The 16,624-nt window shown below is 65.9% G+C and carries 18 protein-coding genes; 12 read left to right on the top strand and 6 right to left on the bottom strand.

Annotation, left to right across the window (positions count from 1 at the left end; genetic code table 11):
* Positions 1-2: 2 nt before the first annotated feature.
* Complete coding sequence (locus ACZY1F_RS20580) at positions 3-1,463, bottom strand: DUF3375 family protein (protein ID WP_463944287.1); 1,461 nt, start codon at positions 1,461-1,463, stop codon at positions 3-5.
* A 253-nt stretch (positions 1,464-1,716) separates the two neighbouring features.
* Here ACZY1F_RS20580 and ACZY1F_RS20575 point away from each other — a divergent pair, with 253 nt between their 5' ends.
* The 3 genes from ACZY1F_RS20575 (at position 1,717) to ACZY1F_RS20565 (ending at position 4,983) form a co-directional block, all read left to right on the top strand.
* On the top strand, positions 1,717-2,019 hold the full coding sequence (locus ACZY1F_RS20575) for a hypothetical protein (RefSeq protein WP_463944308.1): 303 nt from the start codon (positions 1,717-1,719) through the stop codon (positions 2,017-2,019).
* 63 nt (positions 2,020-2,082) lie between these two features.
* Entirely contained in the window at positions 2,083-4,113 is a 2,031-nt protein-coding gene (locus tag ACZY1F_RS20570; RefSeq protein ID WP_463944286.1) for an acyl-CoA dehydrogenase family protein, read from the top strand.
* Positions 4,114-4,164: 51 nt separating this feature from the next.
* On the top strand, positions 4,165-4,983 hold the full coding sequence (locus ACZY1F_RS20565; RefSeq protein WP_463944285.1) for a M48 family metalloprotease: 819 nt from the start codon (positions 4,165-4,167) through the stop codon (positions 4,981-4,983).
* A 3-nt stretch (positions 4,984-4,986) separates the two neighbouring features.
* Here the strand turns inward: ACZY1F_RS20565 and ACZY1F_RS20560 are convergent, their stop codons facing one another.
* Positions 4,987-5,289 (bottom strand): helix-turn-helix domain-containing protein, encoded by a 303-nt coding sequence (locus ACZY1F_RS20560; RefSeq protein WP_463944284.1) that lies wholly within the window; start codon positions 5,287-5,289, stop codon positions 4,987-4,989.
* Between the two features lie 66 nt (positions 5,290-5,355).
* Between ACZY1F_RS20560 and map the strand changes: the two genes are divergently transcribed.
* Complete coding sequence (map, locus tag ACZY1F_RS20555; RefSeq protein WP_463944283.1) at positions 5,356-6,138, top strand: type I methionyl aminopeptidase; 783 nt, start codon at positions 5,356-5,358, stop codon at positions 6,136-6,138.
* A gap of 48 nt (positions 6,139-6,186) precedes the next feature.
* Here map and ACZY1F_RS20550 read toward each other — a convergent pair whose 3' ends face one another.
* Entirely contained in the window at positions 6,187-6,588 is a 402-nt protein-coding gene (locus ACZY1F_RS20550; protein ID WP_463944282.1) for a YchJ family protein, read from the bottom strand.
* 230 nt (positions 6,589-6,818) lie between these two features.
* Between ACZY1F_RS20550 and ACZY1F_RS20545 the strand changes: the two genes are divergently transcribed.
* The 6 genes from ACZY1F_RS20545 (at position 6,819) to ACZY1F_RS20520 (ending at position 12,557) form a co-directional block, all read left to right on the top strand.
* On the top strand, positions 6,819-7,697 hold the full coding sequence (locus ACZY1F_RS20545) for a hypothetical protein (protein WP_463944281.1): 879 nt from the start codon (positions 6,819-6,821) through the stop codon (positions 7,695-7,697).
* A 169-nt stretch (positions 7,698-7,866) separates the two neighbouring features.
* Positions 7,867-8,916 (top strand): aldo/keto reductase, encoded by a 1,050-nt coding sequence (locus ACZY1F_RS20540; protein WP_463944280.1) that lies wholly within the window; start codon positions 7,867-7,869, stop codon positions 8,914-8,916.
* Positions 8,917-9,007: 91 nt separating this feature from the next.
* Positions 9,008-10,012, top strand: a complete 1,005-nt coding sequence (locus tag ACZY1F_RS20535) for an aldo/keto reductase family protein (protein ID WP_463944279.1) — start codon at positions 9,008-9,010, stop codon at positions 10,010-10,012.
* Positions 10,013-10,181: 169 nt separating this feature from the next.
* On the top strand, positions 10,182-10,595 hold the full coding sequence (locus ACZY1F_RS20530) for a DUF4282 domain-containing protein (protein WP_463944278.1): 414 nt from the start codon (positions 10,182-10,184) through the stop codon (positions 10,593-10,595).
* Between the two features lie 77 nt (positions 10,596-10,672).
* Positions 10,673-11,059, top strand: coding sequence for an RNA-binding S4 domain-containing protein (locus tag ACZY1F_RS20525; RefSeq protein ID WP_463944277.1), 387 nt, complete (start codon positions 10,673-10,675; stop codon positions 11,057-11,059).
* A 25-nt stretch (positions 11,060-11,084) separates the two neighbouring features.
* Positions 11,085-12,557: an amidohydrolase gene (locus ACZY1F_RS20520; protein ID WP_463944276.1), complete on the top strand. Its 1,473-nt coding sequence runs from the start codon at positions 11,085-11,087 to the stop codon at positions 12,555-12,557.
* Here the strand turns inward: ACZY1F_RS20520 and ACZY1F_RS20515 are convergent.
* Positions 12,554-13,054: a hypothetical protein gene (locus ACZY1F_RS20515; protein ID WP_463944275.1), complete on the bottom strand. Its 501-nt coding sequence runs from the start codon at positions 13,052-13,054 to the stop codon at positions 12,554-12,556. The two genes, ACZY1F_RS20520 and ACZY1F_RS20515, sit on opposite strands and share 4 nt — an antisense overlap.
* Before the next feature lie 123 nt (positions 13,055-13,177).
* On the opposite strand from ACZY1F_RS20515, the gene ACZY1F_RS20510 reads away from it, so the two are divergent.
* Positions 13,178-13,795, top strand: coding sequence for a uracil-DNA glycosylase family protein (locus tag ACZY1F_RS20510; protein ID WP_463859439.1), 618 nt, complete (start codon positions 13,178-13,180; stop codon positions 13,793-13,795).
* 33 nt (positions 13,796-13,828) lie between these two features.
* Here the strand turns inward: ACZY1F_RS20510 and ACZY1F_RS20505 are convergent, their stop codons facing one another.
* Positions 13,829-15,073, bottom strand: coding sequence for a type II toxin-antitoxin system HipA family toxin (locus ACZY1F_RS20505; RefSeq protein WP_463944274.1), 1,245 nt, complete (start codon positions 15,071-15,073; stop codon positions 13,829-13,831).
* A complete protein-coding gene (locus ACZY1F_RS20500; RefSeq protein ID WP_463944273.1) occupies positions 15,070-15,348 on the bottom strand; it encodes a helix-turn-helix transcriptional regulator in 279 nt (92 codons plus the stop codon). The genes ACZY1F_RS20505 and ACZY1F_RS20500 overlap by 4 nt, the downstream gene beginning before the upstream one ends.
* 528 nt (positions 15,349-15,876) lie before the next feature.
* Here ACZY1F_RS20500 and ACZY1F_RS20495 point away from each other — a divergent pair.
* The coding region (locus tag ACZY1F_RS20495) for a polysaccharide deacetylase family protein (RefSeq protein WP_463944272.1) at positions 15,877-16,624 on the top strand (748 nt) is incomplete at its 3' end.

Genomic DNA, 16,624 nt, shown 5'->3' with positions numbered 1-16,624 from the left:
CGTCAATCCTTCTTGAGCGTTACCACCGGCAGGTACGCCGTGCGGGTGGTGCCGTCGATCTGTTCGTAGTCCAGGCCATCCCAGCCGTCGCGGTCAAAGGCCGCACCTTCCTGGAGGGCGTGCGAGAGGAGTGCGCGGATGGAGTTGATGTGCTGTTCCTCCGGCGGCAGCTGAACCCAGGCCTCGGCCAGCGTGGACGCGCCGGCCACGGCGGCCCGGATGGCCTCGGGACGGGCCTTGCCTGTTCTCGGCGAGCGCACGCGGTCTGAGTCGCTGAACGCGATGGGGTCTGCCAGCTTGGGCGGGACGGCGAACTCGTCCGGGTCGTAGAGCTTGACCATGGCCAGGGATTCGAACCCGGCGTTGAACAGTACCGGACCGCGGACCAGGCCCGGCCGTTCGCGTTCATACGGCAGTGACCTGATAGCCTGCTCGGCCTCGCGCAGCACCTTCCGGAGCCGGACGGACTGGCGGAAGTCATCGCTCTGCACGTAGGTGTTGAGGCTTTCGCTGAGCTTGCCGTAGATCCGCTGGATCTGGCTGTGCTGGTGGCGGAGCTCGGCCACCAGGTTCTTGAGCGTCTCGCGGTCCTCCGGCGAAAGGTCGTCGGCGAACTGCCGGCTGAGGACTTCGCCGATGGCCGAACGGAAGCGGACCTGCTGCTGCGGGTCTTCCAGGAACGCGGTGAAGGAGCGGAAGGTCCTGCCCTCGGGGCTCTGCCGCAGCCGTTTGTCCGCCTCGAGCACCTGCGCCATGGTGGCACCCTTGCTCAACGACTCCTCGATGATCTGGTTGCGCAGCTCGCCCACCAGTTCCTCGATGCGGTCACGCATCTTTTTGTAGTCGGCGGGCAGGCTGGCTGCGAGGTCCAGGATGTTCCCGGCGGCTTCCACGGCCTCGTCGTCGTCCAGCAGGCCGTCAAAGTCGCCGGAGCTGATGTCCTGGATCAGCTGCTGGCGTTCCCCAATCTCGTCTTCCAGGGATTCCAGCCGGGCACTCTGGTCCGGGTTGGTCTCGTTGGCCAGCTTCTCCACGTCGCCCAGGAGCGTGCCCAGCCGGGAACCGTTCAGCGTGGAACGCTCGCTGGAGAGGCTGTCCAGGAACGCGAGTACGCGGGCGGCCGGCTCAGTGACCTCGTAAACGATCTGCCCCGACTGGTTGCGGCGGGTCAGGAAATGCTTTCGCGTCCACTCGTCCGCATAGTTCCTGCCGGACGACGTGCCAATGGCGGCACCACCCGGCCCGGACTCCTGGCGCCGGAGCTGCTCAAGGAAGGAATCGACGTCGGCGTGGAACTCCTCGAGCGGAAGCTGCGGACGTGTACGGGTAAAGGATGCCTGCAGCACCGCGATCACCCAGGGCGCCGAGCGTGTCAGGGCCCAGGCGGGTCCCTTGGTAAGGAGTTCGAGGTCCCGGAGCCGGGCACTGATCGCGTCAGCGGATGACCTGGCGGAGCGGGGCACGCGCTCTCCTTCAGCTGCTGGGGGATGGTTGGGCAGCGCGGATCGCGAAAACTGCCAACTATAAGGTTAACGCAGAGCCCCTGTACCCCTAACAGTGATCGTTCCGCGACCGCCCCGTGACCTACCTCCGGGTAGGGTTGCGATCCCGTATCAACCCGCCGTGACGGCGGGGCAGGTCTGGCTGGGCCCCACCGGCACCCCCTACGCTCATGCTACTGAACTCAACCGAAGCAACGGCGCAGCAGGGGGAACAATGCAGTTCGACTTAAGTGCAGTGGAGACAGGCACCATGGTGTTCATCGGAACCCTGGTGTTTGGCCTGGTCCTGGTGGGCTTCGTCCTGACAGCAGGCTTCCTGGCCCTGGTCATGGTGGGGGTGGGCAAGTTTGCCTGGTTCCTCGCCTCCACCACGCTGCTGACCGTTGTCCACGGGATCAACCATGGCTGGGACAGGCTGGTCCACCATGCCTCCACCGTGGAGATCCCCGGGGAATTCCAAGGCCAGCCATCCCCTAGCACTGGAAGCTACCCGCGGGTAATGTTGAGAGACAGCTGAAGGGTTCTCCAACCCGGCGGATCCATGGCTTGAACCGGCCATCCCGGGCAGAGGAGATACCCCATGAGCTCCGCCACTGACAGTCCCGCCACGAATCCGCCCGCCACCCATATTCCAGCCACCGACGCCCCGGACGCCGAAGTCCCTGTCGCAGCGGCCAATATCGGGTCCGAAGCCACCGCGGCGGATGCCCGGGCACTTGCTGAGGCCTCCCGCGAGCTCGGCTGGGACCGGCCCAGCTTCGCCAAGGGACTGTACCTGGGGAATTTCGACCTCAGCCTCGTCCACCCCTGGCCGAAGGCAAAGACCGATGACGTGGAACGCGGCGACGCCTTTATGGAGCGCCTCACGGAGTACGCCCGCACCATGTCCGGCCGCGTGATCGAACGCGAGGCGCGGATTCCGGACGAGTATCTCCAGGGGCTGGCGGGCCTTGGCGTCTTTGGCATGAAGATCCCGCAGGAGTACGGCGGGCTCGGCCTGTCCCTGGTCTACTACGGCAGGGCCCTGGCGCTGCTTGGCAGTGTCCACCCCAGCATTGGCGCCCTGATCTCCGCACACCAGTCAATCGGCGTCCCCGAGCCTGTGAAGGTCTTTGGCACACCGGAACAGAAACATGAGTACCTGCCGCGCTGCGCCGCCGGCGCCATCACGGCCTTCCTCCTCACGGAGCCTGACGTGGGCAGCGATCCCGCCCGGATGGGCAGCACCGCCGTTCCCGCGGACGACGGCGGGAGTTACGTCCTGGACGGCGTGAAGCTTTGGACCACCAACGGTGTGATCGCCGAGCTGGTGGTGGTGATGGCCGTGGTGCCGGCCCACACCGACCCGGACGGCACCGACCATAAGGGCGGCATCAGCGCCTTTGTGGTGGAAATGGACTCCCCCGGCATCACCGTGGAGAACCGCAACACCTTTATGGGACTGCGTGGCATCGAAAACGGCGTCACCCGCTTCCACCAGGTGCGGGTGCCCGCAGCCAACAGGCTGGGCCGCGAGGGCCAGGGCCTGAAGATCGCGCTCACCACGCTGAACACGGGCCGGCTCGCCCTTCCGGCGTTGTGCGTGGCGTCCGGCCGCTGGAGCCTGAAGATCGCCCGGGAATGGTCCAACGCCCGCACCCAGTGGGGCCGGCCGGTGGGCCAACACGAGGCCGTGGGCAAGAAGATCGCCTTCATCGCCGCGTCCGCCTTCGCCCTGGATGCCGTCTTCGAACTGTCCGCGGAACTCGCCGACGCCGGGCAGAAGGACGTGCGGATCGAGGCTGCCCTGGCCAAGCTGTGGTCCTCCGAGATCAGCTGCCGGATCGCCGACGAACTGGTCCAGATCCGCGGCGGCCGTGGCTTCGAGACGGCGGACTCCCTGGAAGCCCGGGGAGAAAGGGCGGTTCCGGCAGAGCAGCAGCTGCGCGACCTCCGGATCAATCGGATCTTCGAGGGCTCATCGGAGATCATGAAACTCCTCATCGCCCGTGAAGCCGTGGACGCCCACCTGGCCGCCGCCGGCGACCTTGCGTCCGTGGACGCGAGCCTCCAGGACAAGGCGAGGGCCGCCGTCGGGGCGTCAGGCTTTTATGCCAGGTGGCTTCCCAAACTTGTGGCCGGCGCCGGAATGGACCCCCGGTCCTACAGCGACTTCGGCAGGCTGGCCAAACAGCTGCGCTTTGTGGAACGGTCCTCGCGCCGGTTGGCCCGCCAGACGTTCTACGGCATGGGCCGCTGGCAGGCGAAGCTGGAGTACAAGCAGGCGTTCCTTGGCCGGGTGGTGGACATCGGCGCCGAACTGTTCGCCATGGCTGCCTGCTGTTCACGGGCCGAGATGATCCTCCGCACTACGCCGGAACGCGCCGCCAGTGCCTATGAACTCGCAGAGGCATATTGCGAGCAGGCCCGCGTCCGCATTGACGAGTACTTTGACCAGCTGTGGCGGAACACGGACGACGGCGACCACATCCTTTCGCGCAAGGTCCTGGCCGGGGACTACACCTGGCTTGAGGCGGGCGTATTGGATCCGTCGGAGGGCACCGGCCCGTGGATCGCTGATGCCACGCCGGGGGCGTCCACGAAGGAGAACCTGCACCGGAACTACCGCTAGCGGTTGCTAAGCATACTTGTTATCTCTGGTCGGCAGTGGTTGAGTTGACCCATGAGCAACCCAACGGACCCAGAGGACAGATTTCCGCCAACGACGCGGAACGAGAACCTGCGGAGTGAAACCACTCGCGACCAAAGCTTCGCCGGTGGCGAGCCCACGCGTGCCTTCGATCAGACGCCGGCGCCGTCTGCCGAGCGGGACTATGCCGAGCAGGGCTATGCCCCGGCAGCCGACGCTCCGGTGGCCGACGCTTCGGTGCTGGATCCACGCCTGACGGATCCGCGCCTGACTGACCGGCAGACGGCCGTAGCCAGGGAGAAGGAACAGTTCGGCGGCATCAAGGTGGGCTCGGCCTTTTTCGGCTGGCTCGCCGCCACCGGCATGGCCGTCCTGCTCACGGCGTTTGTGGCCGCGGCCGGAACGGCGGTAGGCCTGGCGAACAACACCGACGTAAACGACGCCGTTAGCCAGGTGACGACGAACGGCGCCGTCGGGCTGGTGGGCATCATTGTCCTGCTGGTGGTCCTGTTCGTCTCCTATTACTCCGGCGGCTACGTCGCCGGCCGGATGGCTCGGTTCAACGGCGCCAAGCAGGGCTTTATGGTATGGATCTGGGCGCTGATCGCCGCGGTTGTGATTGCGCTGCTGGGCATCATCGCGGGCCAGCAGTTCAATGTCCTGGCCAACCTGAACAGCTTCCCCCGGATCCCCATCAATGAAGGCGAACTGACCTTCACCAGCATCATTGCCGCCGTGGTGGTGGCCTTGGTCGCGCTGGTGGGTGCCGTGCTCGGCGGACTGGCCGGCATGCACTTCCACCGCAAGGTGGACCGCGCCGGCTTTACCCCGGACGAAACGTACAGCGGCTGAGCCTTACGAGGCCAACCGCGTGTGGGCGGTGGGGCCGGAGCTGGCCGGTTCAACACTGCGTTCGGGCCGGTTGATCTCCACCCACACCGCATCAAGGGAAAGGCCGACGACGTCGGCGATCGCTGCGATGGTGGAGAAGGCCGGGGTGGCTACGCGGCCCGATTCGATTTTCCGGAGGGTCTCCGGTGAGACGCGCGCCTCGAGCGCGGTGGTGAGCATCGAGCGTTCTCCCCTGGCCCGACGCAACAGGGCGCCGAGGCGCTGTCCTCGTTCGACCTCTTCGGATGTGAGTGGCAATCTGACCATGGCTCCAATACTAATACCGGGATAATATGGCCGGGATAGTTATTGGATGTATGAGAGAGGCGCCGCATGATTGAGATCCTGAACCAGAACGAATTGGCCCGGGCAAAAGTGACGGGCGTCCTCGTCTCTGACATCCTGCACACCCTCAAAAGCCGGAGCACGGTGGGGACAAACCTCCTGGACATCGACCGGTGGGCTGCGGCTATGATCGTCGAGGCTGGTGGGCTGTCCTGTTACGTCGACTACGAGCCATCCTTCGGCCGGGGGCCGTTCGGCCACTACATCTGCACGGCCGTCAACGACGCCGTGCTGCACGGGCTACCCCACGACTACACACTTGCCGAAGGCGATTTGCTGACACTCGACCTCGCCGTCTCCAAGGACGGAATCGCCGCAGACTCTGCCATCAGCTTCATCGTGGGCGAATCCCAGCCGCCGGAGAGCGTCGCCATGATCAGCGCGACCGAGCGCGCGTTGAGCGCAGGGATAGCTGCCGCCGGACCCGGGGCCCGCATCGGCGATATCTCCCATGCCATCGGCTCCGTCCTCAGCGAGGCTGGATACCCGATCAACACCCAGTTCGGAGGGCACGGCATCGGCTCAACGATGCATCAGGACCCGCACATTGCGAACACCGGACGGCCCGGCCGCGGATACACACTGCGCCCAGGGCTACTGCTCGCGCTTGAGCCGTGGATCATGGCGGACACCGCGGAACTCATCACGGACGCCGACGGGTGGACGCTCCGAAGTGCCACAGGCTGCCGGACAGCACACAGCGAGCACACGATCGCGATCACCAACGACGGAGCCGAAATCCTTACCTTGCCGACGCAGGCACTGCTCTGACGCGGAAGCCGTGCCCACCTCTGTGCTCCTGACGCCTCCTCAGGGCAGTCAGGCGAGCATCACGGCGTCGACGTAGTACCAGCGGCGGTTCTCGCGGACAAAGCGGCTGGTTTCGTGGTGGACTCCGCGTCCGCCGTCATGCCGGTAGTGAGCCTTGAACTCCACGGTCCCCTCGGTATCCAACGGGCCGCCGCGGCTCGTGGACAGGATATCCAGGCGGCGCCACTCCATGGCCGGGTCCAGCTCCAGATCCGAAGGCGCGGTATCCGGGTGCCAGGTTTTCCGGAGGTATTCGGCGTCCAGCAGGACAAACGCGCTGTAGCGGGAGCGCATCAGCTGCTCCGCCGTGGGCGCTTCGGCCCCGCCATGATGGAACCGCCCGCAGCAGTCCGCGTAAGCCTCGCCGGACAGGCAAACGCACGGACCGGCGTTGATCGGATTCTCGGGCATGGTGCTCCTGTCTCGGTTGTCCGGACCGCTTTCCGGCGGCCTCGTGGATCCCTTTCGACTATAGGTCGCAGCCGGCGTTGTCATATCCGGTAACAGCTTCGAAACAACCTCGGACGAACCCCGCCCGGAGCCCTCCTGACGGAAAAATAGTCCGTAAGGTGGTGGGGGGCTGTTGCCCGTGGTGATGAGTGCCGGGACGGACTCCGCTGCCGGCAGAGAGGAGAGATGACGTGGGAGATTCAACGACGATCGCTCTCAACCTGACTTTTTTCGGCACGCTCGGCCTGGCGCTCCTGATGTTCCTGGGCCTGTTCCTGTTGGTTGTCCTCACCCTGCTGCTTGCCGGCGTCGGGCGGCTGTTTGTCCTCACCGCGATGGCCCTCTTCGGCCGGCTACCGAAAAGCGAAACCCTCCCGCTGGTCCGGCTGACCGGCGAGCCCGGGCCGCCGTCGGACGCCTCTTTTGAAACGCACGACGCCGGCGCTGCCGCCCCCTCTGTCGGCGAGCCGGCCCGCGCCGGGGTGCTGCGGGCAAAAGCCAGCGCCCTGCGGGCGGCGGCCTGCTTAGCCCTGTCCACGGTACGAGCCCACAGTGCGGCTGCCTTGGCCGTAGTGAGCACGCCGCGCGACTGGCGCAAGGCCCTGCGGGACAGCCGCAATTTCCTGAAACCCTCCGAGCTCCGGCCCCGCTTCAACCATGTGGTGGAGCACCACCCGATGCTTACCGCGGCCCGCAAGGAGCCTCCGGTGCTCGCCGAGGACTGGGCCGCGGCGGTGGCCGAGGCGGATGCCCGGGCCATGGCGCGCGCCCGTGCGGCCGCCCCCGAAATCAAGATCTCGGTACGTGATCTTCCCGGCCCCTCCGTTCCCGCGGCGACGTTGGAAGCGGTGGCTCCCCTGGTGGAGTCGGCGCTGCATCAGGACAACCCCAACCGCGATAACCCCAACCGCGATGACTCCGCCGGTGAGACCACTGCCACCGGGGCTGCCCGCTCGTTCACGAAGCCGCCCGCCCCGGCACCGTTGTCCCTGTTGGACACCGGTTCGCTGGTGTCGTTGTCCGGCCACGCGAAGGTCCTCAAAGCCAAGCTGCCTGCCGACCGACGCTAGGACCGCGCGGCGCCCGGGCGTCACAAACCGTCACTGCGCCCGGCCGCGTTACCCCGTGCTACGAAAAGCGAAGCACTGTGGCGCTTTCCTGCGGCGCTGCGCCGAATTTGTGTAGCGTCGTGACGATCCACAGCAATCCGCGTGGGAAATCGATCGTGAGGAGCCGGGGATGAGCCTCAGCGAACTTCGTGTGTTCGGGCGGTCCGGCACGCCCATCAGCCCGCTCACACTGGGCACCATGAACTTTGGCGAAGGCCCGGGCGGCGCATCCGGCGGCGCCCCCACTGGAGCGGACGAAAGCATCCGCATCATCCAGGCGGCCCTTGATGCCGGCATCACCGCGGTGGACACTGCGGACGTGTACTCCCAAGGTGAGTCCGAACAGGTGGTAGGCCGTGCACTCCGCGGGCGCCGCGACGACGTCTTCCTGGCCACCAAGTTCCATGGCCAGATGAGCGCCAACCCCGCCCACTCCGGGAACTCCCGGCGCTGGATCATGCAGGCGGTAGACGGCAGCCTCCGCAGGCTGCAGACGGACCGGATCGACCTGTACCAGGCGCACCGCCCGGACTACAACACTGACGTGCTGGAGACCATCACTGCCCTGAACGACCTCATCCGGCAGGGCAAGATCCTCTACTACGGCACCTCGGTGTTTACGCCCGCGCAGCTCGTGGAGGCGCAGTGGCTGGCCACCACCAACCACCTGATTCCTCCCGTTGCCAACCAGGTCCCGTATTCGATGCTGGTCCGCGGCAACGAGCGCGATGTCCTGCCCATTGCGCAGCAGTACGGCCTGGGCGTGCTCGCCTACGGTCCGCTGGCCGGGGGCTGGCTGTCCGGCGAGTTTGTCCTCGATGCCGGGAAACCGGCAACCCGCGTCCATTCACTCCCGGGACGCTACGACATTTCCGGGCCTTCCAGCGAACGGAAACTGCACGCCGCCGACGCGCTGGCCAGGCTGGCCGACAAGCTAGAGATCTCGCTCGTGGAAATGTCCATTGGGTTCGCACTGAACCACCCCACGGTCAGCAGTGTGATCATCGGTCCGCGCACCGAAGAGCACCTCGGGGCCTACCTGAAGGCCGCGGACACCCTCCTGGGCGAGTCCGTCCTGGATGCAATCGACGAACTGGTGCCGCCCGGGACCAACTTCGTGGAGCGCGACGCCGGCGCCGTGGTGCCGTCCCTGGAGTACGCGGAGCTCCGCCGCCGCTGAGCGCGAAACGCGGCGCAGCGCCGTCGTCCGTTCCGAACGCACACCCGGAAAGCCCTTACCCTGAGCAACTATCTCGGCTAGCGTGGAAACCATGGAATTCAGATACCTCGGAAACAGTGGCCTCAAAGTCTCGGAAATCACGTTCGGCAACTGGCTGACGCACGGCTCGCAGGTGGAGAACGACGTCGCCACCCAGTGCGTACGGGCAGCGCTCGACGTTGGCATCAGCACCTTCGACACAGCGGACGTCTACGCCAACACGGCCGCGGAGACAGTCCTCGGCGAGGCGCTGAAGGGCGAACGCCGCGAGTCCTTGGAGATCTTCACCAAGGTCTACGGCCCCACCGGCCCCAAGGGCAAAAACGATGTTGGCCTGTCCCGCAAGCACATTATGGAGTCGATCAACGGCTCGCTCCGCAGGCTGCAGACCGATTACGTGGACCTTTACCAGGCCCACCGGTTCGACTTCGAGACGCCCCTGGAAGAGACCATGCAGGCGTTCGCGGACATTGTGCGGCAGGGCAAGGCGCTGTACATCGGCGTCAGCGAATGGACCGCAGACCAGCTCCGCGACGGCCACGCGCTGTCCAAGGAGCTGGGCTTCCAGCTGATCTCCAACCAGCCGCAGTACTCCATGCTGTGGCGGGTCATCGAAGCCGAGGTTGTGCCGGCGTCGGAGGAGCTGGGCGTGTCCCAGATTGTCTGGTCCCCCATGGCGCAGGGCGTCCTCAGCGGAAAGTACCTGCCCGGCCAGCCTGCGCCCGAAGGCAGCCGTGCCACGGATGACAAGGGTGGCGCCAAGATGATCCAGCGCTGGATGCGCGACGACGTCCTGGCCGCCGTCCAGGACCTCAAGCCGATCGCCGCGGAAGCCGGGCTCACCATGCCGCAGCTTGCGGTGGCATGGGTCCTGCAGAACCCGAACGTGGCCTCCGCCATCGTGGGCGCGTCACGCCCCGAGCAGATCGCTGACAGTGTTGCCGCCGCCGGCGTGACGCTGGAGCCCCAGGTCCTGAAGAAGATCGACGACGCCGTGGGCTCCCTCGCGGAACGCGATTCGGCGCAAACCAAGTCCCCCGCCACCCGCGAAGCATAGGAGCGCCGCTCCCCTGGAGTTTTTGTCCCGATAACGGCCGGAAAACGCACGGACGGCCCCATTGTCGGGACAAAACTCCGGGTCATGCGTCGAGTGGGCGGGCCCGGCGACTAGGCTGGCAACCGTCAGCATGAGCCCGCCTCAACGCGGGCAACTATTTGGGGGAACCATGAAAAATCTGTTCGACCTGTCATTCACGAAATTCGTATCTCCATCAATCGCCAGGATTGTTTACATTCTGATCATGGTTGCGCTGGGCATCGGATACATCGGCATCGTCATCGCCGCCTTCGCAGGCCGGAACATTGTTCTCGCCATTCTGGTCATGCTTGTGATTGGGCCCTTGATTGCCCTGATCTATCTGGCCCTGGCTCGGATCGGCCTTGAGTCGTTGGTGGCAGGCATCCGCACTGCGGAGAACACCGCAGAGCTCATCCGGATCCAGGGAGGCACGCCTCCGGCATTTGCCCAAACCGGCCAGGCAGGTGGCCCTGTACCTCCCAACGGCTGGAACGCATCTTATGGTCAACCGCCGGCTTCGCCTTCGAATTACCCACCGAATTACGAGCCGCCGGCTCAGTAGCGGGCGGGCGGTACCCCGGCTCCTGGCAGTCATTGGACAGGACACGTTACCGCTACGCCGTATACTCGGTGCCAGCCATGACCATCCCTCCGTCCTCCCCCGCCAGCGTCCGCATTGATGCGTGGCTGTGGGCGATCCGCGCCTACAAGACACGCTCGGCCGCCACCGCTTCGTGCCGCGCGGGGCACGTGCGGCTGAACGGAAACCCGGCCAAAGCCTCGGCCACACTGGTCACGGGCGACACCGTTACGGTACGGATGTCCGGCTTCGAACGCACCCTCGAAGTCCGCCGCCTGATCGCCAAACGTGTTGGCGCAGAGGCCGCGTCGCACTGCTTCACCGACCACACGCCGCCAAGGCCGGTGGCACCGGCGCTGGGCCTCCCGCAGCGGGACCGCGGCGCCGGGCGTCCTACCAAGAAGGACCGGCGCGAGATGGAACGGCTTAAGGGCTCCGCAACCTAGCCTGTTCGCCCGCCGAGCTATCAGAATGGGAACTGTGAACAACATCGTCCTGGCCTCCGTCCGCCAGCCCGGCGAGGACACCGTGTCGGACCTGCACATCGTTGACGGCGTGATAACCCGGGTCAGTGCCGGCGGCGGGATCCCGGGCGACACCCGCGTGGTCAGCCTGGACGGGCGCTACGTCATTCCAGGGCTCTGGGACGAACACGTCCACATGACCCAGTGGGCGCTGCACTCAAACAGGCCGGACCTGTCCGCCGCCGCGTCCGCCGGAGAGGCGGCGGCCGCCGTCGGACTCTATGTTCTCGGCGCCGAGCCTTCCGTTACCACCGTGGGGGTAGGCTTCCGCGACGCCTTGTGGCCGGACGTCCCCACTCTGGCAATGCTCGACGCCGCCACCGGCAACCAGCCCACCGCCCTGATCAGCCACGACCTGCATTGTGTCTGGCTGAACAGCGCCGCCGCCAGGCGGCATGGGGTGGAGGTTGACGCTGGGGGCCTGCTCCGGGAGGAACCTGCTTTTGCGCTGACCCGTGAGCTGGGGAAGCTCCCGGACTCAGTGGTGGACGGCTGGGTCCGCGATGCCGCAGACGTGGCAGCCGCCCGGGGCATCGTGGGCATCGTTGATTTCGAGATGACCTGGAACCGTGACGCCTGGCTGCGCCGCATCGCCGGTGGATTCACCGCCCTCCGGGTGGAGGCCGCCGTCTATCCCGAGGACCTGGAGCGGGCCCACCACGACGGTATGCGCACAGACCTGGAACTCGACGGCGGCAAGGGGCTCCTGCGGGCCGGTCCGCTGAAGGTGCTTATTGACGGCTCGCTGAACACCCGGACGGCGTTTTGCGTGGACCCGTACCCCGCCGGCGGCTACGGGCTGCTGACTGTCAGCTTTGCCGACTTGGTGTCCCTGCTTCGGCGCGCACGGGAATACGGCTTTGTCCCGGCGGTCCATGCGATCGGGGATGGCGCCAACCAGGTGGCGCTGGACGCCTTTGAGCATGCAGGGACCGCCGGCCGGATTGAACACGCGCAGTTTGTCCGGACGGAGGATCTGGCCCGCTTTGGGCCTCTGGGTGTGACGGCCAGCGTGCAGCCGGTGCATGCTCTTGATGACCGCGACGCCGCGGAGTCCAACTGGGGCGGCCGCACGCAGCGGGCGTTTCCGCTGAGGTCGCTCCTCGACGCCGGAGCCACGTTGGCGCTGGGTTCGGACGCACCGGTTGCGCCGCTGGATCCGTGGGCCGCGATGTCGGCGGCCACCACCAGGTCTCGGCAGGACGCCCGAGGGCCGTGGCATCCCCAGGAATGCATCAGCCGGGGGCAGGCGCTTGCCGCTTCAGCCAGGGGCCGGAGCCGGATCCGCGTCGGGGACCCGGCGGACCTGGTGGTGCTCGACGCCGATCCGCTGACCTCGCCGGACCCGAGATTCGCCGCCATGCCGGTTGCGGCAACGCTGGTGGCCGGCCGCTTAACGTACGACGGCGGCCTGGCTTAGTTCCGCACTTTGGCCTGCACGAGGTTCGCGAACGGCAGCTTGCCGTGGTCCGCGAGGAAGGCAGCGTGGTACGCGGCCTCAGCCTGGCCTACTTCCTCGGCAGGGAGCTCTTTCCACGCCATGATGAGCTCATCCGTGTGGGTCAGCTGCCAGATCAGCCGGCCGTCCCAATGGCCCGGCGGCCTGCCCCGCCCAAAATCCAGGAACTCCTTGATCTGGTTCCGGAGGCCGCGGTTGCCCTTGCTTCCCGGCCCGGCTTTGCCGACGTAGAGAATGTCCGCGCCGTCCACCCATTCAGCCCATATGGCGTCCGCCGGCAGGGTGGGATTCTTTTTCTTGAAGGTCCCGGCGGTGCTGATCTTTAGGAAGTGCGGCTCGAACTCATTCGGCCGGAGAACGGCGAACACCCCGGTACCCTGCGGAATTCTGATGATCTCAAGGCTGTCGAAGGCCCGGAAACCGGCAAAGCCGTCGGACTTGAGCGTTTTCCTGTTCATCTTGATGACGTTACCCGGCCAGGCGCCGGTCCGGACCAACTTGCACTGCGCACCTATACGTCCAAAAGCGTAGAGTGGGTTTAGACGCCTGTTTCTGGACGCCGTGCTGCTGAGGGAGAGATCGTGACGATTGACTGGGACGAAAAAAAGGCCCTGCTACAGGAACCGAACATCGCGGCGGTAACGCAGCTCTGCGATGAACTGATGGAAAAAAAGCCAGGGTCCGTCGTCCCGTACATCGACCCCGTGCACGACGAGGACGAATGCCGGATCGTCAGCCTCCATGTCAGTCCCGGCAAGGGTACCGAGTCCGGGTTCGTCTCCCATTTCAACGACGACGAAGCCGCCCGCCGGGCCACCCAGATTTACGAACTTGCCGAGCTTGATCCGCGCTACGTGATGCCGTGGAATGCGTACCCGTGGGTGCGGGATCCGGAGCTTCCGTCAGCGCTGAACGTCCAGGAGAAGACCGACGGCCTGCGGCCCTTCCGGCAGTTCCTCAAGATCAACCGCCGGGTCTCCGCAGTCATCGCCCACGGCACGGACGCCTCCACGTTTCTCACTCTCTTCGAGAAGACCTACCATTCTTCCCTGAAGAACAGCGGCATTAAGATCTATAAGGCCAGCGCGCTCGGCGGGCGGGCCTTTGCTGTTTCCGAAGCAAAACAGGAGGATCTCCTGACCAAAAGCGTGGACGTCTATAAGGACGCCATGCAGCGGGCAGGCATCCAGCACCTTTAACCACGCACGACGGCGGCAGTCACCGCGGGTGCCTCAGCCTTCCAGCAAGCGCCTGCGGTGCCTGAGCTCCTTCACCCACGCCCTGGTGACCATGCCAGAAAACGGCGCGCCGCCGCCGTCGTTCCTCTCTGGCCCCCCGAGCCCGGCGAACGCGGCGCCTGCCTCCAGGTCGGCGATGAGCGGACCTGACGCCTTGAGTGCGAGCTCCAGCACCTGGGCAGCGGTGCGGTCTGTGAGCCCTAAGTCGGTGGCCCAACCCAGAAAGTGGCGGCGCGAGATCCCGCTCCGCTTCCCGTTCAGGGTGAGCGCAAGGGTCTTGTCCCCGTAGACCACCGTGGAGGGAATGTCGTAGACCGGGGCGATGGTCCACTCCCCGTGCGGCTGCTGGACCATGGAAACGTTCTTAGCGTGCAGGTCCCCATTGCCGCTCAGCCAGGCAAACGCCCCCTGGATAGCCAGGTTCCGGAGCGCCGGCAGAGGCGCCGAGCAATAATCGGCCAGAGCATGGCAGACCTGCCCATAAGCCACGTTGTACTTGTCCGCCGGGTAAAGCTTCAGGACCTGGGCCCCGTCCTCCACCGCCAGGCGCCGGACGTCGTCCGGCCCGCCGCCGGAGACGGGCACCCTGTCGAAGCGTTCCACCAGCAGCCCGGGCCGGCCCGCGACATCCCGGATCAGCCGGACCCGGCTCAGCGGAATCCGCAGCCTGGCCGCGTACCGGAACATCACCAGCTCGTTCTCCACTACATGCGGGAATTCGGGGGCGTTGAGTTTAAGGATGTACCGCCTGCCGGCGCTGGCCACCGGGAGCGAGATCATGCCGGCAGACAGCTTGTCCTGCACCCCGGCCAGGGCAACGGGGTCGATCAGGTCGGGGTCGCCGAGCAACTTGTCGAAGTCAACCGGCAGTTTGGGATCCAGCTGCACAGCGTGCTCGTCCGGATCAAGCGCCTCGCCGTGGCCCACGATCTGGACATCGCCCACCGGGTTCCCGCCGGCGGCGATCAGCAGGGACAGGTCATCGTCGGCGCTGGTCTTAATCGAGCGCCGCAGCGCGTTGAGCCGGCGGCCTTCAGGCAGCAGGCCGGTGAAATAGGGCGGCGCCGCCCCCGCCGCTGAAAGCACCGGGGCGGTGGTGAGCGGCAGGGAACTGGCCACGGCGGGTCCCCCGCTTTGGAAGTAGGCCGGCAGGTAGCTGAATCGGGTGCCACCGTCGAGGCGTTCGAGTTTGGCAGCCAGGACACCTGCCTTGTAGATGTCGGCGATGCGGTGCTTCACGGCTGGGTTTCACCTACATTGCTTGAGGCACTGGCCGGGCCCACAAGCATCCGGGCGGCCTGGCTGGCTCTTGTACTGAGCTGCAATTCGAGGCCCAGCGCCTCAAGCACGGCAGTGAGCGAATCCAGCTGGATGCTCGGTTTTCCCTGCTCGACAAAGCGGACAAAGCGCTCGGAGACGCCGGCCATGTCGGCAAGATCCTGCTGGGTCAGGCCCAGCTGACCGCGACGAGAACGAACCACGGCGGGCAACAGGTCGGTGATGGGTTCCGTCATTGGTGCTCCTATAGGTACGATCGTGCCGTTTTCCTGTTACGGGCGAGTTTACGCCCGTCCAGGCCCGGAGGATAGAAGCAGACCGGCACGAACGTACCTGCCCCGAGGGCCAGCAAGTAGCGACCCGCGATAAAGCGAGTAGTGACTACTCGGGATACTCGCTTCTGCCGGGGACTACCGTGACTGCAGCATACGGCCGGACCTCAGGTCCTGGCCCACTCCATAGTCGCGGCTGCCTACCAGGACCCTGGCAGGGGCCGGCGGCCGGCACGGGATCCCACGAGGCAGGGGCTGGACGAGATGGAAATCATGAACCGATTCCGGATACTTAGGTCCGCCTTCCAGAACAGGCCTGACCGTGCGCGCTCCCCGCAGCCCCTATCGGTCCCGGAAACGCGCGGGAATGGCGCAAAACAACTATCGATCAGACAGCTGGGGGCGGTTTCGCTGTCCCTCAGCCTGGTACTTGGCGCCGCTTCGCTCTGGTCTGGCCCCGCGGTCCAGGCCGCGGCCGGTGGCATGGTCAGTGTGACGTTTGACGACGGGTGGGCGAGCCAGTACAACAATGCGCTGCCAGTCCTGAACAAGTACGGGGTTCCGGCCACGATGTACATCTACACGGCAGGGATTAATGACGTGCCTGCCTACATGACGCAGGCCCAGATCCAGGCGTTCGCAAACCGTGGCGACGAGATCGCTTCCCACACCGTCACCCACGCGGACCTGACCACACTCACCGCTACGCAGCGCAATAACGAGCTTTCGCAGAGCAGGGCCACGCTGCAACAGATGTTTGGCCCCACAGCCGGGATCGATTTCGCCTCCCCCTACGGGGCGTACAACGCGACCACCACGGCGGCGGTGAAGAACTACTACGCCACCCAGCGCAACACAGACGACGGGTTCAACGCCGCAACCGGCTTCGATCCGTATAACGTCCTCGTACAGAACGTCGTTTCCACCACGTCCAACGCCACGGTGCAGGGTTGGATCAACTCCGCGAAGGCCAACAACACCTGGCTGGTACTGGTCTACCACGAGGTGGGAGCGAACATCGGCGGAGATATCTACAACACCCCTTCGGCTGCGCTCGACGCCCACATGGCGGCAGTGAAAAACAGTGGGCTGCCCATGGTCACCGTCCGCCAAGGTGTCCAGGCACTGACATCACCGGCCAGTACGGCACCCGCGGCACCGACCGCAGTCACCGCCACCGCAGGGAACGCCTCCGCAACCGTGACCTGGACCGCACCCAACAACGGCGGCTCACCCATCA

The sequence above is a fragment of the Pseudarthrobacter xylosi genome, assembly GCF_055412765.1.
Note: the sequence above shows the minus strand (reverse complement) of the source record. Positions and strands in the feature narration are given on the sequence as shown.

Coding starts and splice junctions, on each gene's coding strand:
- map (WP_463944283.1), top strand. CDS start 5,356: ATGATTGAGATCCTGAACCAGAACGAATTGGCCCGGGCAAAAGTGACG.
- ACZY1F_RS20540 (WP_463944280.1), top strand. CDS start 7,867: ATGAGCCTCAGCGAACTTCGTGTGTTCGGGCGGTCCGGCACGCCCATC.
- ACZY1F_RS20570 (WP_463944286.1), top strand. CDS start 2,083: ATGAGCTCCGCCACTGACAGTCCCGCCACGAATCCGCCCGCCACCCAT.
- ACZY1F_RS20515 (WP_463944275.1), bottom strand. CDS start 13,054: ATGAACAGGAAAACGCTCAAGTCCGACGGCTTTGCCGGTTTCCGGGCC.
- ACZY1F_RS20575 (WP_463944308.1), top strand. CDS start 1,717: ATGCAGTTCGACTTAAGTGCAGTGGAGACAGGCACCATGGTGTTCATC.
- ACZY1F_RS20550 (WP_463944282.1), bottom strand. CDS start 6,588: ATGCCCGAGAATCCGATCAACGCCGGTCCGTGCGTTTGCCTGTCCGGC.
- ACZY1F_RS20520 (WP_463944276.1), top strand. CDS start 11,085: ATGGGAACTGTGAACAACATCGTCCTGGCCTCCGTCCGCCAGCCCGGC.
- ACZY1F_RS20500 (WP_463944273.1), bottom strand. CDS start 15,348: ATGACGGAACCCATCACCGACCTGTTGCCCGCCGTGGTTCGTTCTCGT.
- ACZY1F_RS20565 (WP_463944285.1), top strand. CDS start 4,165: ATGAGCAACCCAACGGACCCAGAGGACAGATTTCCGCCAACGACGCGG.
- ACZY1F_RS20560 (WP_463944284.1), bottom strand. CDS start 5,289: ATGGTCAGATTGCCACTCACATCCGAAGAGGTCGAACGAGGACAGCGC.
- ACZY1F_RS20525 (WP_463944277.1), top strand. CDS start 10,673: ATGACCATCCCTCCGTCCTCCCCCGCCAGCGTCCGCATTGATGCGTGG.
- ACZY1F_RS20535 (WP_463944279.1), top strand. CDS start 9,008: ATGGAATTCAGATACCTCGGAAACAGTGGCCTCAAAGTCTCGGAAATC.
- ACZY1F_RS20530 (WP_463944278.1), top strand. CDS start 10,182: ATGAAAAATCTGTTCGACCTGTCATTCACGAAATTCGTATCTCCATCA.